The organism is Limimaricola sp. G21655-S1 (genome assembly GCF_027213785.1).
GTDB lineage: Bacteria > Pseudomonadota > Alphaproteobacteria > Rhodobacterales > Rhodobacteraceae > Limimaricola.
Map to the genome: position 1 here is coordinate 98,299 of NZ_JAPWGO010000008.1, position 26,020 is coordinate 124,318.

The 26,020-nt window shown below is 70.6% G+C and carries 24 protein-coding genes and 1 tRNA gene; 15 read left to right on the top strand and 10 right to left on the bottom strand.

Features of this window, described 5'->3' with window-relative positions; translation table 11 throughout:
* Positions 1-173 precede the first annotated feature (173 nt).
* Together O4G76_RS09910 and O4G76_RS09915 are read left to right on the top strand one after the other, a co-directional pair.
* Entirely contained in the window at positions 174-2,960 is a 2,787-nt protein-coding gene (locus tag O4G76_RS09910; RefSeq protein ID WP_269397181.1) for a glutamine-synthetase adenylyltransferase, read from the top strand.
* Positions 2,957-3,223 carry a hypothetical protein gene (locus O4G76_RS09915; protein WP_269397182.1) on the top strand — a complete coding sequence of 89 codons (267 nt, stop codon included), beginning with the start codon at positions 2,957-2,959 and terminating at the stop codon, positions 3,221-3,223. Before O4G76_RS09910 ends, O4G76_RS09915 begins: the two co-directional genes overlap by 4 nt.
* 22 nt (positions 3,224-3,245) lie before the next feature.
* Here O4G76_RS09915 and eda read toward each other — a convergent pair whose 3' ends face one another.
* Positions 3,246-3,887, bottom strand: coding sequence for a bifunctional 4-hydroxy-2-oxoglutarate aldolase/2-dehydro-3-deoxy-phosphogluconate aldolase (gene eda / locus O4G76_RS09920; protein WP_269397183.1), 642 nt, complete (start codon positions 3,885-3,887; stop codon positions 3,246-3,248).
* A 104-nt stretch (positions 3,888-3,991) separates the two neighbouring features.
* Between eda and O4G76_RS09925 the strand changes: the two genes are divergently transcribed.
* Positions 3,992-4,594 (top strand): hypothetical protein, encoded by a 603-nt coding sequence (locus tag O4G76_RS09925; RefSeq protein WP_269397184.1) that lies wholly within the window; start codon positions 3,992-3,994, stop codon positions 4,592-4,594.
* Here the strand turns inward: O4G76_RS09925 and edd are convergent, their stop codons facing one another.
* Positions 4,595-6,397 (bottom strand): phosphogluconate dehydratase, encoded by a 1,803-nt coding sequence (edd, locus tag O4G76_RS09930; protein ID WP_269397185.1) that lies wholly within the window; start codon positions 6,395-6,397, stop codon positions 4,595-4,597. It abuts the gene before it with no gap.
* Between the two features lie 182 nt (positions 6,398-6,579).
* On the opposite strand from edd, the gene O4G76_RS09935 reads away from it, so the two are divergent.
* On the top strand, positions 6,580-7,788 hold the full coding sequence (locus tag O4G76_RS09935; protein ID WP_269397186.1) for an RSP_2647 family RNA methyltransferase: 1,209 nt from the start codon (positions 6,580-6,582) through the stop codon (positions 7,786-7,788).
* Positions 7,785-8,333, top strand: coding sequence for an RSP_2648 family PIN domain-containing protein (locus tag O4G76_RS09940; protein WP_269397187.1), 549 nt, complete (start codon positions 7,785-7,787; stop codon positions 8,331-8,333). The genes O4G76_RS09935 and O4G76_RS09940 overlap by 4 nt, the downstream gene beginning before the upstream one ends.
* On the opposite strand, the gene O4G76_RS09945 is transcribed toward O4G76_RS09940, so the two are convergent.
* Positions 8,330-9,013 carry a M48 family metallopeptidase gene (locus tag O4G76_RS09945; protein ID WP_269397188.1) on the bottom strand — a complete coding sequence of 228 codons (684 nt, stop codon included), beginning with the start codon at positions 9,011-9,013 and terminating at the stop codon, positions 8,330-8,332. The two genes, O4G76_RS09940 and O4G76_RS09945, sit on opposite strands and share 4 nt — an antisense overlap.
* Before the next feature lie 170 nt (positions 9,014-9,183).
* On the opposite strand from O4G76_RS09945, the gene O4G76_RS09950 reads away from it, so the two are divergent.
* Complete coding sequence (locus tag O4G76_RS09950) at positions 9,184-9,342, top strand: hypothetical protein (protein WP_269397189.1); 159 nt, start codon at positions 9,184-9,186, stop codon at positions 9,340-9,342.
* 23 nt (positions 9,343-9,365) lie between these two features.
* Here O4G76_RS09950 and O4G76_RS09955 read toward each other — a convergent pair whose 3' ends face one another.
* On the bottom strand, positions 9,366-9,536 hold the full coding sequence (locus tag O4G76_RS09955) for a hypothetical protein (protein ID WP_269397190.1): 171 nt from the start codon (positions 9,534-9,536) through the stop codon (positions 9,366-9,368).
* Between the two features lie 361 nt (positions 9,537-9,897).
* Here O4G76_RS09955 and dksA point away from each other — a divergent pair, with 361 nt between their 5' ends.
* Both dksA and O4G76_RS09965 read left to right on the top strand, forming a co-directional pair.
* Entirely contained in the window at positions 9,898-10,320 is a 423-nt protein-coding gene (gene dksA / locus O4G76_RS09960) for an RNA polymerase-binding protein DksA (protein WP_085897299.1), read from the top strand.
* A gap of 4 nt (positions 10,321-10,324) precedes the next feature.
* Positions 10,325-11,497 (top strand): FAD-dependent oxidoreductase, encoded by a 1,173-nt coding sequence (locus O4G76_RS09965; protein ID WP_269397191.1) that lies wholly within the window; start codon positions 10,325-10,327, stop codon positions 11,495-11,497.
* 58 nt (positions 11,498-11,555) lie between these two features.
* On the opposite strand, the gene O4G76_RS09970 is transcribed toward O4G76_RS09965, so the two are convergent.
* The 4 genes from O4G76_RS09970 to O4G76_RS09985 all read right to left on the bottom strand — a co-directional run bounded on the left by O4G76_RS09970 (position 11,556) and on the right by O4G76_RS09985 (position 16,050).
* A complete protein-coding gene (locus O4G76_RS09970; protein ID WP_269397192.1) occupies positions 11,556-11,897 on the bottom strand; it encodes a hypothetical protein in 342 nt (113 codons plus the stop codon).
* A 456-nt stretch (positions 11,898-12,353) separates the two neighbouring features.
* On the bottom strand, positions 12,354-13,136 hold the full coding sequence (gene xth, locus O4G76_RS09975; RefSeq protein ID WP_269397193.1) for an exodeoxyribonuclease III: 783 nt from the start codon (positions 13,134-13,136) through the stop codon (positions 12,354-12,356).
* 58 nt (positions 13,137-13,194) lie between these two features.
* Positions 13,195-15,639, bottom strand: coding sequence for a PBP1A family penicillin-binding protein (locus tag O4G76_RS09980; protein WP_269397194.1), 2,445 nt, complete (start codon positions 15,637-15,639; stop codon positions 13,195-13,197).
* Between the two features lie 84 nt (positions 15,640-15,723).
* Positions 15,724-16,050, bottom strand: a complete 327-nt coding sequence (locus O4G76_RS09985; protein WP_085897387.1) for an iron-sulfur cluster assembly accessory protein — start codon at positions 16,048-16,050, stop codon at positions 15,724-15,726.
* Between the two features lie 127 nt (positions 16,051-16,177).
* Here O4G76_RS09985 and O4G76_RS09990 point away from each other — a divergent pair, with 127 nt between their 5' ends.
* From O4G76_RS09990 to scpB, 7 genes are all read left to right on the top strand, one after another.
* Positions 16,178-17,362, top strand: a complete 1,185-nt coding sequence (locus tag O4G76_RS09990; RefSeq protein WP_269397195.1) for a deoxyguanosinetriphosphate triphosphohydrolase — start codon at positions 16,178-16,180, stop codon at positions 17,360-17,362.
* Position 17,363: 1 nt separating this feature from the next.
* Entirely contained in the window at positions 17,364-19,376 is a 2,013-nt protein-coding gene (locus tag O4G76_RS09995; RefSeq protein WP_269397196.1) for a sodium:proton antiporter, read from the top strand.
* 125 nt (positions 19,377-19,501) lie between these two features.
* On the top strand, positions 19,502-21,244 hold the full coding sequence (argS, locus tag O4G76_RS10000; RefSeq protein WP_269397197.1) for an arginine--tRNA ligase: 1,743 nt from the start codon (positions 19,502-19,504) through the stop codon (positions 21,242-21,244).
* Positions 21,245-21,318: 74 nt separating this feature from the next.
* Positions 21,319-22,278 carry an SPOR domain-containing protein gene (locus O4G76_RS10005; protein ID WP_269397198.1) on the top strand — a complete coding sequence of 320 codons (960 nt, stop codon included), beginning with the start codon at positions 21,319-21,321 and terminating at the stop codon, positions 22,276-22,278.
* Entirely contained in the window at positions 22,275-23,270 is a 996-nt protein-coding gene (gene nagZ / locus O4G76_RS10010) for a beta-N-acetylhexosaminidase (protein ID WP_269397199.1), read from the top strand. The genes O4G76_RS10005 and nagZ overlap by 4 nt, the downstream gene beginning before the upstream one ends.
* Positions 23,270-24,067 (top strand): ScpA family protein, encoded by a 798-nt coding sequence (locus O4G76_RS10015; protein ID WP_269397200.1) that lies wholly within the window; start codon positions 23,270-23,272, stop codon positions 24,065-24,067. Before nagZ ends, O4G76_RS10015 begins: the two co-directional genes overlap by 1 nt.
* Positions 24,064-24,696 (top strand): SMC-Scp complex subunit ScpB, encoded by a 633-nt coding sequence (gene scpB / locus O4G76_RS10020; protein ID WP_269397201.1) that lies wholly within the window; start codon positions 24,064-24,066, stop codon positions 24,694-24,696. Before O4G76_RS10015 ends, scpB begins: the two co-directional genes overlap by 4 nt.
* A gap of 62 nt (positions 24,697-24,758) precedes the next feature.
* Here scpB and O4G76_RS10025 read toward each other — a convergent pair whose 3' ends face one another.
* Positions 24,759-25,835, bottom strand: coding sequence for a 2'-deoxycytidine 5'-triphosphate deaminase (locus O4G76_RS10025; protein WP_269397202.1), 1,077 nt, complete (start codon positions 25,833-25,835; stop codon positions 24,759-24,761).
* Between the two features lie 60 nt (positions 25,836-25,895).
* Positions 25,896-25,972 (bottom strand) — tRNA-Pro (locus O4G76_RS10030).
* Between the last annotated feature and the right edge of the window lie 48 nt (positions 25,973-26,020).

Sequence of the window (26,020 nt, forward strand, 5' to 3'; positions counted from 1 at the left end):
TGGAAGGGGCCCGTCTGCCGGGCCGGTGGAATGTGAATGTGCTTCACATTACCGCAGATGGGCGGGGCGAAGCGCCACTTCAAGGGGTGATGTGAACAAGATTAACATTTTTCGCGCGGGCCCGGCGCGGCTGGCCGATTGACGGCCCCCGCGCGGCGCGCCACGGTCCGGTCATGACCGATCTCGCCTCGCGCCTGCGCCGCGCCCCGCGCCCCTTCGATTCCGACATGGCCGCCGAGGCCCGGCAGCAATGCGGCTGGGCCGACCCGGCCACGGCCGAGCTGATCGGCGGCACCGCCGGGTGCAGCCCCTATCTCGCCGGACTGATCTCGCGCGAGGCGGGCTGGCTCGAGGCCGCCTGCGCCGATCCCGAAGCGGCGGTGGCGGCCGAGCTGGCCGATCTCGGGGGCCGCGACGCCACGGCGCTGGGGCCGAGGCTGCGGCAGGCGAAGCGGCGCGTAGCGCTAATCGCGGCGCTGGCCGATCTCGGCGGTGCCTGGCCGCTCGAAGAGGTGACCGGCAGCCTGACCCGGCTTGCCGACGCGGCGCTGCAAGCGGGGCTCGAGGCGCTGATCGCGCCCGAGATCGCGCGCGGCAAGCTGCCCGGCATGGGCGAGGCCGATATCGAGAGCGGCGCCGGCATGGCGCTCTTCGCGATGGGCAAGATGGGCGCGCTCGAGCTGAACTATTCCTCGGATATCGACCTGATCTGCCTTTACGACGAGACCCGCTACGAGGGCAGCGACCAGCACGAGGCGCGTGCCGTTCTGGTGCGGGTGACGCGCAAGCTCGCGGCGCTGATCGGCGACATCACCGGTGAGGGCTACGTGTTCCGCACCGACCTGCGGCTCAGGCCCGACGCGGCCGTCACGCCGGTCTGCCTGTCGATGGCCGCGGCCGAGCAGTATTACGAGAGCGTCGGCCGGACTTGGGAGCGCGCCGCCTGGATCAAGGCCCGGCCCTGCGCCGGCGATCTCTCGGCGGGGGCCGGTTTCGTCGAGACGCTGCGCCCCTTCGTCTGGCGTCGGCATCTCGATTTCCACGCGATCCGCGACGCGCATGACATGCGGCTGAAGATCCGCGATCACAAGGGGTTGGGCGGCGCTCTGAGCCTGCCGGGCCACGACATGAAGCTCGGGCGCGGCGGCATTCGCGAGATCGAGTTCTTCACCCAGACGCGGCAGCTGATCTCTGGCGGGCGCGATCCGAGCCTGCGGGTGCGCGGCACCGTCGAGGGGCTCGACCGGCTGGCCGCGGCGGGCTGGATCGAGCGCGACACGGCCGAGGCCCTGACCCGTCATTACCGCTTTCACCGCGAGATCGAGCATCGGGTGCAGATGGTGGGCGACCAGCAGACCCACATGCTGCCCGCCTCGGAGGAGGGCTTCGCGCGGCTCGCGGCCTTCATGGACCGCGACCTCGACGATCTGCAATCCGACCTGACCGAGCGGCTGGAGCAGGTCCACGCGCTGACCGAGGATTTCTTCGCCCCCGGTCATGCCAGCTCGGAGGTGCCCGATTTCGGGCAGGAGGTGACGGCGCGCTGGCCCGGCTACCCGGCGCTGCGCTCGGACCGGGCGGTCGAGATCTTCGACCGGCTGCGTCCCGAGATCCTCAAGACGCTGTCGGAGGCCGCCCGTCCCGAGGAGGCGCTGGCGCAGTTCGACGCGTTTCTGGCGGGGCTGCCCGCCGGCGTGCAGCTGTTCTCGCTGTTCGAGGCCAACCCGCAGCTGACCCGGCTTCTGGTGGACATCTGCGCCACCGCGCCGGGGCTGGCGCAGTACCTGTCGCGCAATTCGGGCGTGCTCGACGCGGTGATCGGCGGCGGGTTCTTCGCCGATTGGCCCGGCACCGAGGCGCTGCGCTCGGAGCTGGCCGACCGGCTGGCGCGCCAGCCCGACCACGAGGCGCGGCTGGGCGCGGCGCGGATCTGGGCCAAGGAGATCCATTTCCGGATCGGCGTGCACCATCTGCGCGGGCTGATCGACGCGGAGCGGGCGGGGCGCGAATATGCCGAGCTGGCCGAGGCGGTGGTCGCGGCGCTGGTGCCCGTGGTGATCGACGAGATCTCGCGCCGCCACGGCCCGCCGCCCGGGCGCGGCCTCTCGGTGCTGGCGATGGGCTCGCTCGGCGCAGGGCGGCTGGGATCGTCATCGGATCTCGACCTGATCGTGATCTACGACGCTCAGGGGGTCGAGTCCTCGGACGGCCCGCGCCCGCTCGCGGCGCGGACATGGTATGCGCGTTTCACCCAGGGGCTGATCACCGCGCTCACCGCGCCGATGCCCGACGGCAAGCTCTACGAGGTTGACATGCGGCTGCGCCCCTCGGGGCGGCAGGGCCCGGTGGCGACGGCGCTGCCGGCCTTCAAATCCTACCAGCAGGACGAGGCCTGGACCTGGGAGCATCTGGCGCTGACCCGGGCGCGCCCGGTGGCGGGGGAGCCCTGTCTCGGCGCGGAGATCGAGGCGTTCCGGCGCGAGCTGATCGCGGCCAAGGCCGCGGGCGAGACCGTGCTCGCCGATCTCGCGGCGATGCGGGCGCGGCTGGCAGAGGCGCGGCCCGCCAGCGGCGGCTGGAACCTGCGCGACGGGGCGGGGCGGCTGCAGGATGTCGAACTGTTCGCCCAGAGCCTCGCGCTGCGCGCCGGCTCGCCCGCGCGCGAGGTGCAGGCGCAGATCGCCGCCGGGCGCGAGGCCGGGCTGATCGACGAGGAGGCCGAGGCGGTGCTGCGCGAGACCGCCGGGCTGCTGCGGCGGGTGCAATGCGTGGCACGGCTGCTCACCGGCGGCGGCACGCTGCCCGAGGCACCGGCCGAGGGCGGCGCGCGGCTGTTGCTGCGCGAAAGCGGCTGCGAGGATCTGGCCGATCTCAAGCGCGCCCTTGACGCGGCCGCCGCGCGGGCAGAGGGGGTGATCTCGGAAGCCCTGAAGGGCGTGGAGCCGGGAGAGGCGCGATGACGGACGGGATCGACCCCAAGGGGCTGGTGCGCGAGGCCTACAGGATCGAGGGCATCAGCATCGAGGAATGCCGCTCGATCTTTCTCGACTGGGCGCTGTCGCTGCCCGAGGGGCAGGAGAGCGGCATGGCGATCCGGCGGCTGCTGGAGCGCCACGCCACCGCGCCCGAGGGGCACCCGATGACCCGGGTGCTGACCGAAGGGCTCGACGTTTCGCCCGAACCGCGCAGGCGCGGCGGGCGCGCGGGCCGCGCGGCGGGCTGAGAGCCGCCGCGCGTCGGGCGTCTCAGCGGGCGAGTTGCGCCGCTTGGGCGGCGAGCCGGGTGATCCCGGCCCAGTCGCCGGAATTGACCATGTCCTTGGGCGCGACCCAGCTGCCGCCGACGCAGAGCGTGTTGGGCAGCGCGAGGTATTCGGGCGCGTTCTTCAGGCTGACGCCGCCGGTGGGGCAGAACTTGACCTGCGGGATCGGCGCGCCGATCGCCTTGAGCGCGGGCACGCCGCCATTGACCTCGGCCGGGAAGAACTTCTGCACGCTGTAGCCGCGATCGAGCAGGCGCAGCACCTCGGACGCCGTGGCGGCAGCGGGCAGCAGCGGCAGGTCGTTGGCCTCGCAGGCGTCGAGGATGCGATCGGTGGCGCCGGGGCAGACGCCGAAGGTGGCGCCGGCGTCCTTGGCCGCCTCGACATCCTTCGGCGACAGCAGCGTGCCGGCGCCGACGACGCCGCCCTCGACCGAGGCCATCTCGCGGATCACGTCGAGCGCCGAGGGGGTGCGCAGCGTCACCTCGAGCGCGGGCAGCCCGCCCTCGACCAGCGCCCGGGCGAGATCGGCGGCGCGGCCGGCATCCTCGACCACCAGCACCGGGATCACCGGGGCGAGGGCGCAGACCTTGGCGGTCAGTTCGGAGGCATGTTCGGGAGTCATGATGCGGTCCTATCGCTTTTAGGATGAATTCGAATGAATCTGTTCGCCGTTAACGTGTGGTTAACCCTTTGGCGGCAGACTGGGGTGGCTGGAGGAGGAAGGCAATGGCGCGCGGCGGTTTGAGGGGTCTTGCGGGTGCCCTCACGAGCGCCATCACTCTTGCCGGATGCGGCGGCGGCGGGTCCGAGGCACACCTGCCGTCGTCGCAGTTCGATCGCACGGCCTTCGGCCGCCTGTCGGCGCTGCCCCCCGCCACCGACCTGCCGCAGAGCGGCAGCGCGCGCTACGATGGCGGCTTCGTCGCCGATATCCGGCAGGGCGACGTCATGCCCAGCGGACGGATCGAGGGCGGCGTGACGATCGCGCTCGACTTTGCCGATGCGCCCGCGACGTTGCCGATCCGTGGGGAATTGCACGACATCACCGGCAGTTTCCTCGGAGAGGACCTGCGGATCGACGCGCTGGAGATGGTGCCGGGCGGCGGCCGCCTGGTGCTGGATCGGCAGGGCGGGGCGGTCGTGGCGGGGTTCGGCGCGGAGCTGCCGCTCGCGGGCGCGGCGCGCCGCCTCGACATCGGCCTCGAGAGCCCGCTGCGCGGTGCGCGCGGCCGGGCGCTGGCGGGGCCGGTGTCGGGCACGATCCTCACCGCGCCCTTCACCGATCAGCCGCATGTCCTGACGGGCCAGTTCCATGCGACCACCGATTGATCAGACCACCACCGCGGCGCCGTAAGCCGCGCCGCCCACGTTCTTGCGGAAGGTCTCGAACAGCTCGCGGCCGACGCCGTTGCCATTGCCGGCCAGATCGGCCGGGGCAGGCTCGCGCCCATCGAGGCTGTCGAGCACTTCGAGCGTGCCCGCCGGCGCGTCGAGCCGGACCATGTCGCCGTCGCGGATCAGCGCGATGGCGCCGCCATCGGCAGCCTCCGGCGTGACGTGGATCGCCGCCGGCACCTTGCCGCTCGCACCCGACATCCGGCCATCGGTGACCAGCGCCACCTTGAGCCCGCGATCCTGCAGCACCGCGAGGGTGGGGGTCAGGTTGTGCAGCTCGGGCATGCCGTTCGATTTCGGGCCCTGGTAGCGGACCACGACGATCGTGTCCTCCTTGAACTCGTCGTTGCGGAACGCCTCCTTGACCGCGGCCTGATCGTGGAAGACGCGGGCGCGGGCCTCGATCACGTGGCGCTCCGGCGACACGGCCGAGGTCTTGATCACGGCGCGGCCGATATTGCCGGTTAGCTGGCGCAGCCCGCCGGTCTTCTGGAACGGGTCAGAGACCGGGCGCAGGATCTTGTCGTTGAGCGTCTCGCGGGTGCCCGGCGCATAGGCGACGCGGCCCTCCTGCAGCTTCGGCTCCTGCGTGTAGAGTTCGAGCCCTTCGCCCGCGACGGTGCGGGTGTCGGGATGCAGCAGCCCGGCGTTCAAGAGCTCGCCGATCATGTAGCCAAGCCCGCCGGCAGCGTGGAAATGGTTCACGTCCGCGAGCCCGTTGGGATAGACCTTGGCCATCAGCGGGGTGATCGCCGAAAGCTCGGCGAAATCCTCGAGATCGAGGATCACGCCCGCCGCCTTGGCCATGGCGGGCAGGTGCAGCACGAGGTTGGTCGAGCCGCCCGTCGCCATCAGCCCGACAATGCCGTTCACGAAGGCGCGCTCGTCGAGCACGTCCGAGACCGGCGTGAACTCGTTGCCGAGCGCGGTGATCTGCGCCGCCCGCTCGGTGCCGGCGACGGTCAGCGCGTCGCGCAGCGGCGTGTTCGGGTTGACGAAGCTGGCGCCGGGCAGGTGCAGCCCCATGAACTCCATCAGCATCTGGTTCGAGTTGGCGGTGCCGTAGAAGGTGCAGGTGCCCGGCCCGTGATACGACGCCATCTCGGCCGCCATCAGCGCGTCGCGGCCGACCTCGCCGGAGGCGAATTGCTGGCGCACCCGGGCCTTCTCGTCATTGGGCAGGCCCGAGGTCATCGGGCCGGCGGGCAGGAACACCGCCGGGATATAGCCGAAGGTCGCGGCGGCCATCACGAGGCCCGGCACGATCTTGTCGCAGACGCCCAGATAGACCGAGCTGTCGAACACGTTGTGCGACATGCCCACCGCCGCGGCGAGCGCGATCACGTCCCGCGAGAACAGCGACAGCTCCATCCCGGTCTGGCCCTGGGTCACGCCGTCGCACATCGCCGGCACACCGCCCGCGACCTGCGCCGTGGCGCCGGCCTTGCGCGCCGCCTCGCGGATCAGCGCCGGGTAGGTCTCGAAGGGCTGATGCGCCGAGAGCATGTCGTTATAGGCGGTGATGATGCCGATATTGGGTACCCGTCCCTCGGCCAGCGCGTCCTTGTCGGGGCCGGTGGCGGCATAGGCATGGGCCTGGTTGCCGCAGGTCAGATGCGCGCGGCGCGGGCCTTCGGCGGCGGCGGCGGCCATGGTGTCGAGATAGGTCCGGCGCGGGCCTTCGCTGCGGGCACGGATGCGGTCGGTGACGGCTTCGAGCGTGCGGTTGAGGGCCATCTGGCAGCTCCTGTCGGTAATCGGGTTGCCGCGCAGTTAGCACGGATCGTTAGCGCTAACAACCTGTCCCGCTGGTCTGGTCCGGCGGGACCGGCGGCGCCTGAAGGAAAAACCCGCCCATGGGCGGCCCGGTTTCGTGCGGTGCGGCTTTTCGTGGACCGGCGCTCGGGGTAGGAGAGCGCATGACACCCTTTCCGCACCTCCCGCCCTATCCCACCGTCCGGCTGATGCCCAAGGCCGATGCCCGCGCGATCCGCCACGGCTTTCCTTGGGTCTTCGCCAACGAGATGGTTCTCGACCGCCGCACCAAGGCGCTCGCCCCCGGCGCGCTGGCGATCCTCGAGGATACCGAGCGCCGGCCGATGGCCGTGGTCACGGTCAATCCCGGCTCCAAGATCGCGGCCCGCGTGCTGGACCGCGACCCGGAGGCGGTGATCGACGGTGACTGGATCGCCGCCAAGCTGGTGCGCGCATTGCGCCACCGCGAGGCGCTGTTCGATCAGCCCTTCTACCGGCTGGTCCATGCCGAGGCCGACGGGCTGCCGGGCGTGGTGATCGACCGCTTCGGCGACATCGCGGTGCTGCAGCCCAACGCCGCCTGGGCCGATACCGGGGCCGAGACCATCGCCGACGCGCTTCTGGCCGCGACCGGCATCCGCCGCGTCGTGCTCAACGGTTCGGGCCGGGCGCGCGGGCTCGAGGGTCTGGGCGAGGAGCTGCGGATGCTGCGCGGCGAGGCGCCCGAGGGGCCGGTCGAGGTGCCGATGAACGGCGCCACCTACATGGCGGACCTGATGGGCGGCCAGAAGACCGGGCTGTTCTACGACCAGCGCCCGAACCACGCCTTCACCGCCGGGCTGTCCAAGGATGCGCGCGTGCTCGACGTGTTCAGCCATGTCGGCGGCTTCGGCCTCGCGGCGCTGGCGCAGGGCGCGGCCTCGGCGCTGGCCGTGGACGGCTCGGCCCCGGCGCTGGATCTGGCACGCAAGGGGGCGGAGGCCTCGGGCGTGGCCGAGCGGTTCGAGACCCGGCAGGGCGACGCCTTCGACACGCTGGCGGCGCTGGACAAGGAGGGCCGCCGCTTCGAGGTGGTGGTCTGCGACCCGCCCGCCTTCGCGCCGTCGAAGCAGGCCTTGGAGCCGGGGCTTCGGGCCTATGAGCGGATCGCCCGGCTCGCGGCGCCGCTGGTCGAGGAGGGCGGCTACCTCGTGCTGTGCTCGTGTTCCCACGCGGCCGACCTGTCGAAGTTCCGCGCCGCCTCGGCGCGCGGCATCGGCAAGGCGGGCCGGAAGGGCGCGATCTGCTACACCGGTTTCGCCGGAGCCGACCACCCGGTGCTGCCGCAACTGGCCGAGGGCGGCTATCTCAAGGCGCTCGTGTTCCGGCTGTGAGGGTCCTGCTCGACGCCTGCGTCCTGTATCCCACGGTGATGCGCGAACTGCTGCTCAGCTGCGCCGGGCGGGGGCTCTACGAGCCACGCTGGAGCGCGCGGATCTCGGAGGAATGGGCGCGGGCGGCGGCGCGGCTGGGGCCGGGGGGCGAGGCGATCGCGCGCGGCGAGATCGCGCTGCTGGGCGCGCGGTTCCCGCGCGCCGAGGTCGCCGTGGCACCGGATCTGGAGCGCCGGCTCTGGCTGCCCGACCCGGACGACGTCCACGTGCTGGCCAGCGCGGTCGCAGGGCATTGCGACGTGATCGTCACCATGAACGCCAAGGATTTCCCGCGCGACGTCCTCGCCGAGGAAGGGCTGTCGCGCGCCGATCCGGACAATTTCCTGCTGGGGCTGTTCGAGGCGAACCCGGGCCCGGTGGGCGAGGTGGTGGCCGGCGTGGTGTCCGAGGCGAGCCGCCTCTCGGGCGAGGAATGGAGGCCGCGCCGCCTGTTGAAGAAGGCACGGCTGAACCGGTTCGGCAAGTCTGTCGAGGCGGCGGGCTAAGCGCCGAGCCACTTCGCCTCGTTGGTCTCGATCGCCTTCAGCCGCGCCTCGGTCTTGGGGTGGCTCATCAGCCAGGCCGGGGTGGCGCCGCCGGCGCCCGCCAGCCTGTCGAGCTTGGACAGCAACGATTTCTGCGGCCCGGTGCCGAAGCCCGCCTTGATCATCAGCGCCGAGGCGTAGGCATCGGCTTCGTATTCGTCGACCCGGCTGATCCGCGCCGCCACGAGCCGCGCCAGACCGCTGGCGATCAGGCCGCCGATACCGGGAATGATGCGCGACAGGAGCGCCGCAAGCGCGGTGCGCAGCGCGTTCTGCGCCGAGAAATCGACCATGCGACGACGCGAGTGACCCAGCGCCACGTGGCCCAACTCATGCGCGATGACCGAGGCGATCTCCTCGGCGGTGACCTCGCCCGCGGTGAATTTCTGCAGAAAGCCGCGGGTCAGGAAAATCCGCCCGTCCGGCGCGGCCAGCCCGTTGACCGGCGCGATCTCGTAGACATGCACCTTGATCCGGGGCAGCTCGAGCGCGCGGGCCAGCTTCTCGCATGCCGCGCGCAGCCGAGGTTCGGCCAGCTCGGTCGATTGGCTGTCGAGCGCACGGCGGGTGCGCCAGACCGAAACCTGGTAGACGGCGAACCCGTAGAGCAGGGCCAAGATGAGCGGCGAGAGCTTCAGCATCTGGCGAATATGGTGGTGGGAACGAGGCGCCGCAAGCACCGTCTCTTGCGGATCACATGCGGCTGATACGCCACAGATTGCGTCAAGTGTGATTAACCCTTCGGGAACCAAATCCGGGCTAATGCTATTGTCACCATGTCAGGGGGGTTGTCCAACTGAACGAGGCAACCATGAATTTCGAGCAATTCGACCAGAAGATACGCGACGCGGCGTTGCAGCGGGCCTTTCCGCTCGAACAGGACGTCCCCGATCGCCTGAGCCAGCTGCTTCGGCAGTTGCAGGCGCGCGGCCAGGGGCAGGACAAGCGCCGCGAGGACCGGGCCGGCTGATCCCCGGCACGATCCCGTGTGTCTCAGCCGGCGAGCCGGCTCACGAGCAGAAGCAGGAACAGCCCCACGACGCCGAGCGCGACACCATGCGCGGCTCCCCATTGCGCCATGTCGGCGGCGCCGCCGCCATGACGGCGCGCGCGCCATGCGCCGAGGATGGCGCCGATCACGAGACCGGTCAGGGGAAGGATCATCGCAAGCTCTCCGCGCGGGACGCGGCCGGACCTGACCGCGACGCCGTCCCTAGCCTGCGCAAGAGGCGCCTGTCCAGCACCCGCGCCGCGTCGCAGCGTCGCGGCGAGCTGCCGTATCGTCATTTTCATCCCACGGATGAGACACGTTATGTTGCAAACAAGTAACACGGGCAGGGTGTTTTGGCATGACGAATTTGTGAAACGCCTGATTTTAAAGCCGCAGTCGCCGTTGCCGCCGCGACACGGCGGTGCAGAAACAGGGGTGACAGGAGGTGACGCAGGGAGTAGGACGGCGGCATAAGGGGTACGCCGGTAGCGGGGTGATTGGGGACCCGGCGCTGGCCCTTCAACGGGAGCAGACATGAAAGCCGAGTCCTTTCTTTCCGACACCTACCGGCCCGCCGAGGACGAGCCGTTCATGAACGAGCGGCAGCTCGAATATTTCCGTCGCAAACTCCTGGCATGGAAGGCAGAACTGCTGTCGGACAGCCGCGACACCATCGAGGGGATGAAGGACGCGACGCGTAACATTCCCGACATCGCCGACCGCGCCAGCGAAGAGACCGACCGGGCTCTGGAGCTGCGCACCCGGGATCGTCAGCGCAAGCTGGTCTCGAAGATCGACGCCGCGCTGCGGCGGATCGACGAGGGCGAGTACGGCTACTGCGAGATCACCGGGGAGCCGATCTCGCTGCGCCGCCTCGACGCCCGTCCGATCGCCACGATGAGCCTCGAGGCGCAGGAGCGCCACGAACGCCGCGAGCGCGTGCACCGCGACGATTGATCCGGTGAATCCCGGCCCCTCCCGGCGGATCGCCGTCGCGGGCGCCGGGATCGGCGGCCTGACCGCCGCGCTCTGCCTCGCGCGCGCGGGGCACGAAGTCGACATCTTCGAACGCGCACCGGCGCTGCGAGAGATCGGCGCCGGGTTGCAGATCACGCCCAATGGCGCCGCGGTGCTCGAGCGGCTGGGCCTCGGCCCGGTGCTCGATGCCGCCTCGATCCGCGCCGAGGCGGTGCAGCCCATGGATGGCCGTTCCGGTCGCGCCATCGCCCGCTTCGCGCTCGATCGTGGCGCATATCCCTATCGTTTCCTGCATCGCGCCGCGCTCGTCGATCTCTTGGCCGACGCCGCACGTCAGGTCGGTATCCGCATTATCACCGGACGGACGGTCACGGGGGCCGAGCCGCATGCGGGGCAGCTCCATTTCGAACAGGGGGCATCGACCGCGGCCGATCTGATCGTCGCGGCCGACGGGCTGCGTTCGGCGTTGCGGCCTCTCGTCGCTCCCGGCAGCGAGGCCGTCTTCACCGGCCAAGTGGCATGGCGCATGGTGATCGACGCGCCCGGCGCGGCCCCGCTGGCGCGGATATGGATGCTGCCGGGGCGGCACGTGGTGACATATCCCTTGCCCGGCGGGCGGCTCAACATGGTGGCGGTGCGCGAACAGCCGGGCTGGGCGCCCGAGGGCTGGGACCATGAGGACGATCCGGCGCGGCTGCGCGCCATCTTCTCGGACGCCGCGCCGGAACTGCGGGCGCTGCTGGAGCGGGTCGAGGCGGTGCGGCTCTGGGGGCTGTTCCGGCATCCGGTGCCCGAGCGCTGGCATAGTGGCCGGCTGATGCTCTTGGGCGACGCGGCGCATCCGACGCTGCCTTTTCTCGCGCAGGGCGCCAATCTGGCGATCGAGGATGGCTGGGTGCTGGCCCGCGCGCTCGAGGCGAAGACCGATCTCGACGCGGCGTTGGATCTCTATGCCAAGACGCGGGGGCCACGGGTGCGGCGCGCCATCGCGGCGGCCGAGGCCAATGCGCGCAACTATCATCTTTCGGGTCCCGCGCGGTGGCTGGCCCATGCGGGGCTCGGCGCGATCGGTCGGCTGGCGCCGGATCGGTTCACCGCGCGCATGGCATGGCTCCATGCGCATGACGTGACACGGGAAAGGCCCGCCATCGCGTAGATGACGGGCCCGTTCTCCACTGGAGCAGAGAAGGGGGCTTGGCGCCCCCGAAGCGCGATCAGTTCTGAACGCGCAGTTCGCGCGTCGCGGTGACCTGGCCGTCGGCGTCGTAGAGGACGGCGATCACGTTGTCGCGGTAGGGGCGATGGATCAGCTGCACGCGAACGTCGGTCTCGAGCCCGGCGCGGACATTTTCGGAGCCCAGCAGCACGCCGGTCTCGATGCTGGAGCCGTCGAGGATCTCGACATAGCCGCCGGTGGCGCTGGTCACGCGGTCAAGCTCGACATGGCCGGCATCGGCGACGGCACGCTGGGCGCCGAGGTTGTCGGTCAGGGCGGCGGCGGGCAGGGCGGCGGTCAGGGCAGCAGCGACGGCGGCGGCGAAGGTCAGGGTTTTCATGGTGTCTTCCTTTCGAAATGCCCCGGGGAGGTGGGGCGATGATATGTACCGGTGGCGACCGCGGATTGCGGCGCGCCTTGCAAGTTCGGATATCGCGCCCCGGGCGGCGCATGACCAACACGGCTTTGTCGCGAGCTGTCGCAGGCGGCGGTGCCGTTACAGGCGGCGACAAACTCGGGCTGAAAGCTCTCGTCTGCCTTGCGGAATGTCCTTTTTGGCTCATGCCGCGCGCCTTGGTCTTGGTGTCGTTCGGGGTGTCTCCAGTGTCTTGCGATGAGCGAGAGATAGGGCTTCCGGCCTGTAAACTGAACAGTTTAGTATGTGCATTCGTGACGTTCTCTTTGTGCGGCAGGGTGGCATTGTCTTCACGCTGCCGATACGGGGAGGGGGCGCCGATATGTGAAAGGGGGCGCGCGGCTTTCACCGCGCGCCCCCTTTGCGTGTTGTGGTTCGGGGTCAGGCGTCGAGTTCGACCCAGACCGGGACATGGTCCGATGGCTTGTCACGGCCCCGCACCTCGCGGTCGATCCAGGCGTCGCGCAGCAGATCCGCCGCTTGGGGCGACAGCAGCAGGTGGTCGATGCGGATGCCGTTGTTCCGTTCCCAGGAATTGGCCTGGTAGTCCCAGAAAGTGTAGTGCCCGGCTCCGCGCACCCGGGCGCGGAACGCGTCGGTGAAGCCCAGTGTCTCGATCCGGCGATAGGCGGCGCGGGTCTCGGGGCGGAACAGCGCGTCCTCGACCCAGGCCTCCGGCCGGGCCGCGTCCTCGGCCTGCGGGATCACGTTCCAGTCGCCGGCGAGCAGCGCCGGCTCCTCGAGCGCCAGCAGCGCCCGGGCGCGGTCGCGCAGCCGCTCCATCCAAGCCAGCTTGTAGTCGTATTTCGGCCCCGGCGCCGGGTTGCCGTTGGGCAGGTAGAGGCAGCCCATCCGCACCGGCCGCGTCTCGCCGATCACCGTCGCCTCGATGTAGCGCGCCTGCTCGTCGGTCTCGTCGCCCGGCAGGCCGCGGCTGATGTCCTCGAGCGGCAGCCGCGACAGGATGGCGACGCCGTTGAAGCCCTTCTGGCCATGGGTCTCGACGGTGTAGCCCATCTCCTCGAAATGCTGTCGCGGAAACTGCTCGTCGACGGATTTGATCTCCTGCAGCAACGCCACGTCGGGCTTTTGCTCCTGCAGCCAGTCCGAAAGCGCGCCGATCCGCGCCTTGACGCCGTTGATGTTGAAGGTGGCGAGTTTCATGCGGGCATCCTTTGGCGGGGTCCCGGGGCTTGTAGCAGGCGGGGCCGGGCGGGCAAGGCTAGCGGGTGCAGAGCTTGCGCGGGCCGGAATAGGGCTGGAAGGTGCAGTCCGAGGCGCGGAACGAGCGGTAGGCCCGCGAACAGGCGCGCACGTCGCATTGCGGCTGGCCCTGCGCCGCCGCCCGCCGCCGCAGCCGGTCGGCGCGGGTGGTCTCGACCTGTGTGCCACGACGCACCCGCACCGGCGTCTGGCTCTCGGCGCTGGGCGCCTGCGCCGCGCTCGCGCCGCCCGCCGCCTGCACCACCTCGCGCCAGATCTCGGCCGGAAGGCTGCCGCCGGTGAGCTGATCCATCGGCGAGTTGTCGTCGTTGCCGATCCAGACGCCGACCACCAGCTTGTCGGTGAAGCCGATGAACCAAGCGTCGCGGCTGTTCTGGCTGGTGCCGGTCTTGCCGGCGGCGAAGCCGGGGATCTGCGCCCGCTTGCCGGTGCCGTCGGTGACCACGGCGCGCAGCATCGACAGCATCGGGTCGCGGGTGCGGTTGAGCTGCACCGCGTTGGGGTCCGAGCCCGAGACCGACAGGGCGACGCCGGTATCGCCCAGCTTCAGGCTGGCGATGCCGGTGGCCTTGATCGGCGCGCGCCCCGCGAGGATCGCGGCATAGGCCTCGGTCATGTCGAGCAGGGACACTTCCGAGGTGCCCAGCGCGAGGCTCGGCGTCGGTGTCAGCTCGCCCTCGATGCCGAGTTGGCGCGACACCTCGATCACCTGGTCGATGCCGACCTCCTGGGCCAGCCGCACCGTGGCGGCGTTGAGCGAGCGTGCGAAGGCCTCGCGCAACGTCACCACCCCGGCATACTGGCCGTTGAAGTTCTCGGGCTTGTAGCCGTTGATGTCGATCGGCTCGTCCGGCAGGCGGGTCTCGGGGTCGGCGCCCATCACGAGGGCCGCGAGGAACACCGGCAGCTTGAAGGTCGAGCCGGGCTGGCGCAGCGCGTCGGTGGCGCGGTTGAACTGGCTCTCGCCGTAATCGACGCCGCCGACCATGGCGCGGACCCGCCCGTCCGGGGTCATGGCGACGATCGCGCCCTGGCTCGCGCCGGCCTGCGCGCCGGGGCCGGAGATGGCGTTGCGAAGGATCTCCTCGGCCTTGGCCTGCAACTCCATGTCGAGCGTCGCGGTGACGGTGAGCGGGCCGTCGACGGCGCCCGACAGCTCCTGCGCCTCGCCCAGCACCCAGTCGGCAAAGTAGCTGCCGGCGCGGGCGGGGGGCGGCGAGGGCTCGATCGTGGCCATCTCGGCGCTGGCGGTCTCGAAGGCGGCATCGTCGATGCGGCCGAGATCGCGCATCACCGACAGCACCACGAGACCGCGTTCGCGGGCGCGCTCCAGATCGGCCTCCGGGTTGATCACCGAGGGCGCGCGGATCGTCGCGGCGAGGATCGCGGATTGCGCGAGGCTCAGCTCCTGCACCGGCTTGTCGAAATAGAGCTGCGCCGCGGCGGGCATGCCCCAGGCACCGGCGCCGAGATAGGTGGAGTTCAGGTAGAGCTCCATGATCCGGTCCTTGCCGAGCTGGCGCTCCAGCCCCAGCGCGAGGACCATCTCCTGCAGCTTGCGTTTGTAGGTGCGGTCGGGGTCGAGATAGAGCACCTTCACGAGCTGCTGGGTGATGGTCGAGCCGCCCTCAACCACGCCGCCGGAGGAGAAATTGCGCCACATCGCGCGGCCGATGCCCTCGATGTCGACGCCCGGATGATCCCAGAAACGCCGGTCCTCGATCGCCGAGACCGCCTGCGGCAGGTGCTCCGGCATCTGGTCGAGCGGCACGTAGCCCGCGCGATAGGCCCCGCGGGTGAACAGCGTGTCTCCCGCCTCGTCCTGCACGGTGAGCGTGGGCTCCTCGAGCGGCGGCAGCATGTCGGCCAGCGGCAGGTCCCGCACCGCCCAGACCAGCACGCCGCCCGCCAGAACGATGCCGAGCAGCAGCAGGAAGGCGAGGCCGAAGACGGTGCGCCAGATCCAGCGCGTCGCCCGAACCGTGGCGGCCGGGTGCAGCTTGCGCTGTTCGAGCCGGGCACGGCGACGCGCCGAGGCGTCGCGCCAGCCCTGCGCCGCGCGGGCGGCGAGCGAACGGCGCGGCGCGGCCTCGGTGTCCGGCACGGTCGGGCCGGTGTCCGTATCGGAGGCGGTCCGGGGTTCGGCCCGGTCGCGACGGGCGCGCAGCCGTTCCGCCGCGACGGCACCGCCCTGCGCCGCCTTGGCCGAGAGCCCGCTCAGGGCCTTGCTCCCATGGCCGATCCCGGCGGTCGCCGCGCGGCCGATGCCACGCCCGCCGCGCCCCAGCGCCCGCATCAGCGCGGCCCAGAAGGCGCGCGCGGCCTGCACGAGATCGGTCTCGGGCGGGGTCCCGGGCGCGTGCGCGCGCGGTTCGGCAAGAGGCTCCTGGCCAGTCCCCTCAGCGGCATGTTCGGGGCGGTCGGGCATCTTGTCGTCTGTCATGATCTTGAAATTCCGGTGCTGTCAGTCCCGGAGGGTAGGCGAGGGCCGGGCCGCGTCAAGCGGCCGCGGCCCACCCGAAAGCGATCAGATGGAAAAGCTGGTGCCGCAGCCGCAGGAGCTGGTGGCGTTGGGGTTCTCGATCACGAAGCGCGCGCCGATCAACTCGTCGGCGAAATCGATCACCGCGTCGGCGAGGAAGGGCAGCGACACGCTGTCGACCACGACCTTTTCGCCCGCGCCTTCGAGCACGAGGTCGTCCTCCTTGGGCTCGTCGAGCGCGATCTCGTATTGAAAGCCCGAGCAGCCGCCGCCCTCGACCGCGACGCGCAGCGCCTTGCCCTGGGCCTGCGCGCCGATCTCGGCGAGGCGTTCCCAGGCGCGGGGGGTGACCTTGGGGGGCAGCGTCAGCATGTGGAACCTATCCATGGGCAGGGTCATTGACCGGGTCCGGGCGCGGGAATCCGTGCGAATTCCCTGTCCGGGCGGCTTCCCGACCCATATAGGTAAGGTGAATAGTGACGACAAGCTGGCGGATCAGATGACGGCTCCCTACGCCTCCGACCCGCGCGACACGCGCGGCAGGCTCCACCCCGAGGAAGAGAGCGCCTTCCGCTCGCCATTCCAGCGCGACCGCGACCGCATCATCCATGCGAGCGCGTTCCGGCGCCTGAAGCACAAGACGCAGGTCTTCATCGAGCACGAGGGCGATTATTTCCGCACCCGGCTGACCCATTCGATCGAGGTGGCGCAGGTGGCGCGGACCATTTCCGGCGTGCTCGGGCTCAACACCGAGCTGACCGAAGCGGTGGCACTGGCGCATGACCTCGGCCACCCGCCCTTCGGCCATACCGGCGAGGACGCGCTGAACGCGCTGATGGCCCCCTATGGCGGCTTCGATCACAACGCGCAGGCGATCCGCATCGTCACCTCGCTGGAGCGGCACTACGCCGATTTCGACGGGCTGAACCTGACATGGGAGACGCTGGAGGGCATCGCCAAGCACAACGGGCCGGTGACCGGCGACATCCCTTACGCGCTGGCCGACTACGTGGCGCTGCACGATCTGGAACTGCATACCCATGCCAGCGCCGAGGCGCAGGTCGCGGCGCTGGCCGACGACATCGCCTACAGCCATCACGACCTGCATGACGGGCTCAGGGCCGAGCTGTTCTCGACCGACGAGCTGGCCGAGCTGCCGATCCTCGACGCCTGCTTCTCGGAGGTCGACCGGCTCTATCCGGGGCTGAACTACTACCGCCGCCGCCACGAGGCGCTGCGCCGTTTCTTCGGGGTGCTGGTCGAGGACGTGATCGGCGTGGCGCGGGCCAATCTCGCAGAGGCCAACCCGAAATCGGCGCGCGAGGTGCGCGAGGCGGGGCGGATGATGGTCCGCTTCACGCCCGGCCTCTGGTCCGATCTGAAGGTGCTGCGCAAGTTCCTGTTCCATCGCATGTACCGCGCCCCCGAGGTGGTGGTGATGCGCGAGCGGGTGACCGGCGTGATCCACGACCTGTTCCCGCTGTTCATGGCGCATCCCGAGAACCTGCCGAAGCAATGGCGCAAGGACGTGGCCGAGGCTTCGGACGAAACCGCCTTGGCACGGATCGTGGCGGACTACATTGCCGGGATGACCGACCGTTTCGCGCTGCAGGAACATGCGCGGCTGACCGGCTCGGACATCCTTGAGAAGACGAACGTTGCGGGGGCCTGGAGTGGAAATTGAAATGACGGCAGAACATGCCGCCGGGTTGACCCCGATCATGGCCTTCGCATTGGTGGGGGCCATTGGCGTCGGTTCGCAATGGCTGGCATGGCGGCTGCGGCTGCCGGCGATCGTGCTGATGCTGGCGGCGGGCCTCGTCATCGGACCGGGCCTCGGCTGGTTCGTGCCGGCGCGCGACATCGGCGATCTGGTCAAGCCGATGATCTCGATCGCGGTGGCGATCATCCTGTTCGAGGGCGGCTTGACGCTCAACTTTCGCAGCTTGCGCGACGAGGCCAAGGGGGTGAGCCGGCTGGTCTTCATCGGTGCGCCGCTGGGCTGGCTGTTCTCGACGCTGGCGCTGCGCTACGGCGCGGGGCTGAGCTGGGAAAGCTCGGCGGTGTTCGGCGGCATCATGATCGTCACCGGTCCCACGGTGATCGCGCCGCTCTTACGCACCGCGCGGCTGGCGCGCCGCCCGGCCTCGCTCCTGCAATGGGAGGCGATCGTCAACGACCCGATCGGGGCGCTGGCCGCGGTGCTGGCCTTCGAGGTGGTGCTGGTGCTGCGCACCGCGGTCACCGTCGGCAGCGCCGTGTGGGAGCTGGCGCTGGGCATCGTCGTGGCGCTGGCGCTGGGCGCGGCCGGCGCGGCGGTGGTGGCCTGGGGCTTCCGCAAGGGGCGGGTGCCGGAATACATGAAGGTGCCGGTGCTGTTCTCGCTGCTGCTGGCGGTCTTCGCGGTCTCCGACACGGTGCTGCACGAGAGCGGCCTGCTGGCGGTGACGGTGATGGGCATCGGCATCGCCAATGCCGATCTGCCCTCCTATGCCGAGCTGCGCCGCTTCAAGGAACACGCGACGATCCTGCTGGTCTCGGGCGTGTTCATCCTGCTCGCCGCCGCGATCGAGTTCGAGACGCTGGCCGCGCTCGACTGGCGCGCGGTGGTCTTCGTGCTGGCGGTGGTGCTGGTGGTGCGGCCCCTGACCGTCTGGCTGTCGCTGCTGGGCGCCGGCGTGCCGTGGCGCGAGCAGCTTCTGGTGGCGCTGACTGGTCCGCGCGGCGTCGTGCTCGTCGCGGTCGCGGGTCTCTTCGGCGAACGGCTTGCCGATCTCGGGGTGCCGGACGGCCATGTCGTGGCGCCGCTGGCCTTCGTTCTGGTGGCCTTCACGGTGGTGGTACACGGCTTCACGCTGGTGCCCTTCGCGCGGGCGCTCGGCCTGTCGGGCGGCGCCGTGCCGGGCGTTCTGCTGATCGGCGGCTCGCGCTTCACCCGCGGTCTGGCCGAGGCGCTTCGCAAGATCGAGGTGCCGGTGCTGATGGCCGATCCGAACCACAACAACCTGCGCGCCGCGCGCTCGGAGGGCATCCCGACCTATTCCGGCGACATCCTGTCGGAATCGGCCGAGCATTTCCTCGAACTGGTGAGCTACGACGTGGTCGTCGCCGCGACCGAGAACGACGCCTACAACACGCTGGTCGCCACCGATCTCGGCCCGGAATTCGGCCGCGACAACGTCTACCAGATCACCCGGCAGAAGAACGAGAGCGCGCGGCACGCGCTGTCCTCCAGCCTGACGGGCCGCGAATTCGGCCCCGAGGAAGGCTATAACGGGCTCGAGAAGCTGATGCAGGAGGGCTGGAGCTTCCGCGTCACCCGGCTGACCGAGGAATACGGTCTCGAGGAATGGCGCGCCAAGCGGCCGCACGCCAAGGTCGTGGCCCGGGTCGGGCCGCAGGGCACCACCGAGTTCATCCGCGAGGACGAGGACATCCGCCCCGCGCCCGACGTGCGGATCATCTCGCTGCTGCCGCCGGGCGAGGAGAAGGGCACCGATCCCGAGGCCGGTCACGAGATCGCCAAGCAGGCCGCGAAGAACCACGGCAAGGGCAATGGCAAGCCCCCGGGCAAGAGCGGCAGCATGGCCGGCGTCAAGGCATGGGGCCCGAAACCCGGCAGCCTGTGGCGGCCCGGCGGCGCAAAGCCCGGCGCCAAGCCGCGCAAGCCGGATGGCAAGCCGCCTCGCGCGGCATGAGGCGCGGCATGACGCGCGGCGGCTGAGACCGGTCCGATACGGCGCGCGCCGCGTTGACGCGCGGCGCCGCCGTGGTAAAGGGTCGCGGGCCGATCTCGCGGCACGACTGGCCGAAAGGACTGCGCATGAACCTCTTCACCGACATCCGGGCGCTTGTGCTCGACACGCTGGACGCGATGGCGCGCGACGGTGCGATCCCCGAGGGGATGCAGACCGGCGCCGTGACGGTGGAGCCGCCGCGCGACGCGGCGCATGGGGACATGGCGACAAACGCCGCGATGGTGCTGGCCAAGCCCGCGGGCAGGAAGCCGCGCGACATCGCGGTGGATCTGGCCGAGCGGCTCGGCGCCGACGATCGCATCGCCTCCGCCGAGGTGGCGGGGCCGGGCTTCATCAACCTCCGCCTCGCGCCGTCGCTGTGGCAGGGCATCGTGCGCGCCGCGCTGACCGAAGAGGGCTTCGGCCGCTCGACCATGGGGCAGGGCGAGAAGGTCAACGTCGAATACGTCTCGGCCAACCCCACCGGGCCGATGCATGTGGGCCACGCCCGTGGCGCGGTGTTCGGCGACGCGCTGGCGCGGCTGTTGGACTATGCGGGCCACGACGTGACCAAGGAATACTACGTCAATGACGGCGGCGCGCAGGTCGACGTGCTGGCGCGCTCGTCCTTCGAGCGCTACCGCGAGGCCTGCGGCATGACGCCCGAGATCGGCGAGGGGCTCTATCCGGGCGACTACCTCGTGCCGGTGGGCGAAAAGCTCAAGGAGGTCTGGGGCGAGGGCAAGCTCAACGCCCCCGAGGAGGACTGGCTCGAGGAGGCGCGCGAGATCGCCACCGAGGCGATGATGGAGATGATCCGCGCCGACCTCGCGGCGCTGGGCGTCACCATGGACGTGTTCTTCTCCGAGAAGTCGCTCTACGGCACCGGCCGGATCGAGGAGGCGATCGAGAGCCTGCGCGCCAAGGGGCTGATCTATCGCGGCACGCTGGAGCCGCCCAAGGGCAAGACCCCCGAGGACTGGGAGCCGCGCGAGCAGACGCTGTTCCGCTCCACCGCGCATGGCGACGACGTCGACCGGCCGATTATGAAATCGGATGGGGCCTGGACCTATTTCGCGCCCGACATCGCCTATCACCACGACAAGGTGGCGCGCGGCTTCACCCAGCTGATCGACGTGTTCGGCGCCGATCACGGCGGCTACGTCAAGCGGATGAAGGCGGCCGTCTCGGCGCTCTCCGAGGGCAAGGTGCCGCTCGACGTCAAGCTGATCCAGCTGGTCAAGCTGTGGAAGAACGGCGAGCCGTTCAAGATGTCCAAGCGCGCCGGCAACTTCGTGACGCTGCGCGATCTGGTCGATCAGGTCGGCCCGGACGCGGTGCGGTTCCACATGCTGACGCGCAAGAACGACGCGCCGCTCGATTTCGACTTCGACAAGGTGCTCGAGCAGAGCCGCGAGAACCCGGTCTTCTACGTGCAATACGCCAATGCGCGGATCAATTCGGTGCTGCGCAAGGCCGATGCCATGGGCATCGCCGTGGATGACGCCACGCTGGCCGAGGCCGATCTCTCGGCGCTCGATCACGAGGCGGAGCTGTCGCTGATGCGCGCGCTTGCCGAATGGCCGCGGCTGGTGGAGATCGCCGCCAAGGGCCACGAGCCGCACCGCGTCGCCTTCTACCTCTACGATCTCGCCTCGGCCTTCCACGCGCTGTGGAACCGTGGCAATGACGAGCCCGCGCTGCGCTTCGTGCAGGAGGGCGAGACGGCCACGACCCAGGGCAAGATTTCGCTCGCCCGCGCCGTCGGCGTTGTGATCGGGGAAGGGCTTGGTATCCTTGGCGTCACCCCGGTCGAGGAGATGCGCTGAGCGCGATCGGGCGGTCGGACAAGGCCACGGGGACGCGCGATCCCCGAGACAAATCGAGCGGCAGAGAGGCTGAGATGGCACAACCGAGCGATCCGCAGGGGCCGGGCCGGCTGGCGGCGGTGACGGCATTGGCGTTCCGCTACGCGGGGGCGATCCTGTCGCTGACGCTGGTGCTGGGCCTCGCGATCTGGGGCTACAAGCTGTGGATGCGCGACGTCACCGGCATCCCGGTGGTGCGCGCCATGCAGGGGCCGATGCGCGAGGCGCCGAAGAATCCGGGCGGCGAGATCGCGCTGCATACCGGTCTCGCGGTGAACGACATCGCCGCGATGGGCGAGGCGGCCGGTCCCGAGGAACGGCTGGTGCTGGCGCCGCAGGGGCCGGGCCTGACCGAGGAGGACCTGATGGTCCAGCCCACCGCCGAGGCGGGCGAGCTGCGGCCCGGCGAGGATCTCGCCGGCGCGGCGCCGGTCTTCGACCCGAACCGGCCGATGTCGGTGGACGACGTCGCCGATCTCGCCGACCGCATCGTCGCGGGTACGGTGCCTCTGGCCACCGCCGAGACGCCCGCCCCGGGCACCGTGGCCGGTCCCGACCCTTCGGTGATCGCCGCCGCGGATCCGGCGCTCACGGCACCCGGTGCCGCCGCCGGGCCGGTGCCGCCGGCGCGCCCGGCGCTGCGGCCCACCGCGCTGCGCCCGGCCACCGCCATGGCCGCCGCCGCCGCATCCGCGCCCGAGCCCGAGATCGCCCCGGTGGCGGTCAACACGCGCGAGATCGCGCCCGGCACCAGCCTCGTGCAGCTCGGCGCCTTCGAAAGCCCCGAGGTCGCGGGGCAGGAATGGGCGCGCCTCACCTCCCGCTTCGGCGAGCTTCTTTCGGGGCGCGAGCGGCTGGTGCAGGAGGCGATGAGCGGCGGGCGCACCTTCTTCCGGCTGCGCGCCACCGGTTTCGCCGATCTGGCCGAGGCGCGGCGCTTCTGCTCGGCGCTGGTGGCCGAGGACGCGGCCTGCATCCCGGTGGTGGTGCGATGACCTCCTCGTCGATTCTCGGCCCCGAAGCCGCGCGTCTGGACCGCGACGAGGCGGCGTTCTTTCGCGACGCCGATCCGTGGGGCTTCATCCTCTTCGCCCGCAACGTCGAAAGCCCGGCGCAGCTGCGCCGCCTCACCGCCGAATTGCGCAACGCGGTGGGCCGCGAGGCGCCGATCCTGATCGATCAGGAGGGCGGCCGCGTGCAGCGGATGCGGCCGCCGCATTGGCATGCCTACCTGCCGGCGCTGGACCAGATGCGCCGCGCCAGCGACCCGCTGCGCGCGCAATGGCTGCGGCATCGGCTGATCGCGGCCGAGCTGCACGAGGTCGGCATCGACGTGAACTGCGCGCCGCTGGCCGATCTGGTGGAGCCGAAGACGCATCACATCCTGCGCAACCGGCTCTATGGCGACACGGTCGACGGCGTGGTCGCCGCCGCCCGCGCCGCCGCCGAGGGGCTTCTCGCGGGCGGCGTGCTGCCGGTGCTCAAGCACATCCCCGGCTATGGCCGGGCCAGCGTCGACAGCCACAAGGCGCTGCCGCGCGTCTCGGTGCCGCTCGAGGATCTGCGCGAGCGCGACTTCGCGCCCTTCGCGGCGCTCAACGACATGGCGATGGGCATGACTGCGCATATCGTGCTCGACGCCGTCGACCCCGAGCGGCCCGCCACCACCTCGTCCAAGGCGATGCGGATGATCCGTGAGGAGATCGGCTTCGACGGGCTGGTGATGACCGACGACCTATCGATGGAGGCGCTTTCGGGCGAGATCGACGCGCGCGCCGCCGCCAGCATCGCGGCGGGCTGCGACGTGGTGCTGCACTGCAACGGCGATCGCGACGAGATGGAAGCGGTGGTCGCGGCCTGCGGCGCGATGGGCGCGGAGGCGATCCGCCGTGCCGAGGCGGCGCTGGCGCAGCGCCGTGCGCCCGATGCGGCCGATCTCGAGGCGCTGCGCGACGAGCTCGGCGTGCTCACCGGGGAAGACGTCTGATGGATGGCGGGCAGGATTTCGCGGCCCGGCAGGGCCATGCCTCGGTCGAGGAGCGCCGCGCCGCCGAGGCGCTGATCGTCGACGTGGCTGGCTTCGAGGGGCCGCTCGACCTGCTTCTGGTGCTGTCGCGCACCCAGAAGGTCGATCTGCGGCAGATCTCGATCCTTGCCCTGGCCGAGCAGTATCTCGGCTTCGTCGAGAAGGCGCGCGAGCTGCGCATCGAGCTGGCCGCCGATTACCTCGTCATGGCGGCGTGGCTCGCCTTCCTGAAGTCGCGGCTGCTGCTGCCACCCGACCCGCAGGGCGAGGAGCCCTCGGGCGAGGATCTCGCGGCGCATCTGGCGTTCCAGCTGGAGCGGTTGCAGGCGATGCGCGAGGCCTCGGCGCAGCTGATGGCGCGGCCGCGACTGGGTCGCGAGGTCTTCGCGCGCGGCGCCGCCGAGGCGGTGACGGTGCATCGCTCGACCGTGCACCACGCTTCGCTGCTCGACCTCATGCAGGCCTATGCCCGGGTCAAGACGCGCGACGAGTTCCGCCCCTTCGTGATGGACCGGCGCGACCTGATGACCATGGAGCAGGCGCTCGACCGGCTGCGCGCCATGGTCGGCGAGGCCGCCGACTGGGCCGACATCTCCGCCTATTTTCCCGAGGACTGGCGCGCCGCGCCCAAGCGCCGCCGCTCCGCCACCGCCGCGACCTTCGCGGCCTCGCTCGAACTGGCCAAGGAGGGCCGGATCGAGATCCGTCAGGGCGAGAGCTTCGCCCCCATCGAGATTCGCCGGAAGGACCGCGCATGACCGAGATCCCCGAGACCGCCCAGTTCGACGCGCCGACGCGTGAAGAGGCCGAACGGATGCTCGAGGCGATGCTGTTCGCCAGCGCCGAGCCGCTGGCCTCGGCCGAGATGGTGCGGCGGCTGCCGGAGGGCACCGACGTGGCGGGCGCGCTCGAGGCGCTGCGGGCCCGTTACGAGGGGCGCGGCGTCGAGCTGCGCCGCACCGGCGATGCCTGGGCGTTTCGCACTGCCGCCGATCTCGGCCACCTGCTTGAGCGCCACGCGGTCGAAACCCGCAAGCTCAGCCGTGCCGCCACCGAGACGCTGGCGATCATCGCCTATCACCAGCCGGTGACCCGCGCCGAGATCGAGGAGGTGCGCGGCGTGACGGTGAGCCGCGGCACCATCGACCAGCTGATCGATATGGGCTGGGTGCGGCTGGGGCGGCGCAAGATGACCCCGGGCCGGCCGGTGACCTTCGTGGTGACCGAGGGCTTCCTCGATCATTTCGGCCTGCAAAGCGCCCGGGACCTGCCGGGGCTGCGCGAGCTGCGCGCCGCGGGCCTGCTCGACAACCGGCCGCCGCCGGGCGCGGGCGGCGAGGACGACGGGGCCGAGGACGAGGCGCAGGACAGCCTGTTCGGCACCTGACAGCCGCTGGCCCCGCGCGAGGGTCAGGCCACGCGCGCCTCACATCGACCGCCCGGAGGCTGTCAGGGCGCGCGGAACTGCTTCGACAGCTTGAGCCCCTGGCCCTGGTAGTTCGAGGCGATGCCCGCGCCGTAGAGCTGGTCCGGGATCTCGGCCATCCGCTCATAGACCAGACGGCCCACCACCTGCCCGTGCTCGAGCACGAAGGGCGCCTCGTGGCAGCGCACCTCGAGCACCCCGCGCGAGCCCTTGCCCTGCGCCGCCGCGTGGCCGAAGCCCGGATCGAAGAAGCCCGCGTAATGCACCCGGAACTCGCCCGCCATGGCAAGGTAGGGCGCCATTTCGGCGGCATAGGCGGGCGGGATGGTCACCGCTTCGCGGCTGACCAGGATGTAGAAGGCACCGGGGTCGAGGATGATGCTGCCGCGCGGGCTGGGCACCACCTCCCAGAACTCGGCCGGGTCGTAATGGCCGATCCGGTCGAGATCGATCACCCCGGCATGGGGCTTGGCGCGAAAGCCCGCGCAGGCGGCCAAGGCGGGCGAGAGATCGACCGAGAAGCCCAGACCCTCGGAGATCAGCGCCTCGCCATCGACCAGCGGCTCCTGCGCGTGCAGTGCCGTCAGGGCGGCGTCGTCGAGCACCGCTTGCCCGGCGCGGAACCGGATCTGGTTCAGCCGCATCCCCGGGCGCACCAGCACCGAGAAGCTGCGCGGGCAGATCTCGGCATAGAGCGGCCCGTCATGGCCCGGCGCGATGCGGTCGAACTCGGTGCCGCCATCGGCGATCAGCCGGGTCAGCAGGTCGAGCCGGCCCGTGGAACTCTTGGCGTTGGCCACGGCCTGGATGCCGTCGGGCAGGGCGAGCCGCTCCATCAGCGGCACCACGTAGACGCAGCCCTTTTCCAGCACCGCGCCCTGGTCGAGATCGATGCGGTGCATCTCGAACTCGGCCAGCCGATCTTCGACCCTGCGACCATCGCCGGCGAGGAAGGAGGCGCGCACCCGGTAGGCGACGCGGCCAAGCCTGAGATCGAGGCTGGCGGGCTGGATCTGCTCGGAAGCGATGGGTTGATCGGCGGTGATCGCACCGCTCTCGATCATCTGGGCGATGCCCTGACGGGGCAGAACTCCGATCACTCTTTAGCCTCCTGCTGACATGACGACGCCCGCCGCTTTGGAGCGGCGGGCGGTCATGATTGGTCGGGCTAGCAGGACTCGAACCTGCGACCTTCCGTCCCCCAGACGGACGCGCTACCAGGCTGCGCTATAGCCCGACTGAGGCTGCTAATGCCCGAACTGGCGGGCGGGGGCAAGCCGATTTG

Bases quoted from the DNA above. Each gene is read 5' to 3' on its own strand.
- xth (WP_269397193.1), bottom strand. From the start codon at position 13,136: ATGAAACTCGCCACCTTCAACATCAACGGCGTCAAGGCGCGGATCGGC.
- O4G76_RS09910 (WP_269397181.1), top strand. From the start codon at position 174: ATGACCGATCTCGCCTCGCGCCTGCGCCGCGCCCCGCGCCCCTTCGAT.
- edd (WP_269397185.1), bottom strand. From the start codon at position 6,397: ATGGCCCTCAACCGCACGCTCGAAGCCGTCACCGACCGCATCCGTGCC.
- O4G76_RS10015 (WP_269397200.1), top strand. From the start codon at position 23,270: ATGGATGGCGGGCAGGATTTCGCGGCCCGGCAGGGCCATGCCTCGGTC.
- O4G76_RS09915 (WP_269397182.1), top strand. From the start codon at position 2,957: ATGACGGACGGGATCGACCCCAAGGGGCTGGTGCGCGAGGCCTACAGG.
- O4G76_RS09955 (WP_269397190.1), bottom strand. From the start codon at position 9,536: ATGATCCTTCCCCTGACCGGTCTCGTGATCGGCGCCATCCTCGGCGCA.
- O4G76_RS09970 (WP_269397192.1), bottom strand. From the start codon at position 11,897: ATGAAAACCCTGACCTTCGCCGCCGCCGTCGCTGCTGCCCTGACCGCC.
- O4G76_RS10005 (WP_269397198.1), top strand. From the start codon at position 21,319: ATGGCACAACCGAGCGATCCGCAGGGGCCGGGCCGGCTGGCGGCGGTG.
- argS (WP_269397197.1), top strand. From the start codon at position 19,502: ATGAACCTCTTCACCGACATCCGGGCGCTTGTGCTCGACACGCTGGAC.
- O4G76_RS09945 (WP_269397188.1), bottom strand. From the start codon at position 9,013: ATGCTGAAGCTCTCGCCGCTCATCTTGGCCCTGCTCTACGGGTTCGCC.
- O4G76_RS09995 (WP_269397196.1), top strand. From the start codon at position 17,364: ATGACGGCAGAACATGCCGCCGGGTTGACCCCGATCATGGCCTTCGCA.
- O4G76_RS09935 (WP_269397186.1), top strand. From the start codon at position 6,580: ATGACACCCTTTCCGCACCTCCCGCCCTATCCCACCGTCCGGCTGATG.
- dksA (WP_085897299.1), top strand. From the start codon at position 9,898: ATGAAAGCCGAGTCCTTTCTTTCCGACACCTACCGGCCCGCCGAGGAC.
- nagZ (WP_269397199.1), top strand. From the start codon at position 22,275: ATGACCTCCTCGTCGATTCTCGGCCCCGAAGCCGCGCGTCTGGACCGC.
- scpB (WP_269397201.1), top strand. From the start codon at position 24,064: ATGACCGAGATCCCCGAGACCGCCCAGTTCGACGCGCCGACGCGTGAA.
- O4G76_RS09990 (WP_269397195.1), top strand. From the start codon at position 16,178: ATGACGGCTCCCTACGCCTCCGACCCGCGCGACACGCGCGGCAGGCTC.
- O4G76_RS09985 (WP_085897387.1), bottom strand. From the start codon at position 16,050: ATGCTGACGCTGCCCCCCAAGGTCACCCCCCGCGCCTGGGAACGCCTC.
- eda (WP_269397183.1), bottom strand. From the start codon at position 3,887: ATGACTCCCGAACATGCCTCCGAACTGACCGCCAAGGTCTGCGCCCTC.
- O4G76_RS09950 (WP_269397189.1), top strand. From the start codon at position 9,184: ATGAATTTCGAGCAATTCGACCAGAAGATACGCGACGCGGCGTTGCAG.
- O4G76_RS09980 (WP_269397194.1), bottom strand. From the start codon at position 15,639: ATGACAGACGACAAGATGCCCGACCGCCCCGAACATGCCGCTGAGGGG.
- O4G76_RS09925 (WP_269397184.1), top strand. From the start codon at position 3,992: ATGGCGCGCGGCGGTTTGAGGGGTCTTGCGGGTGCCCTCACGAGCGCC.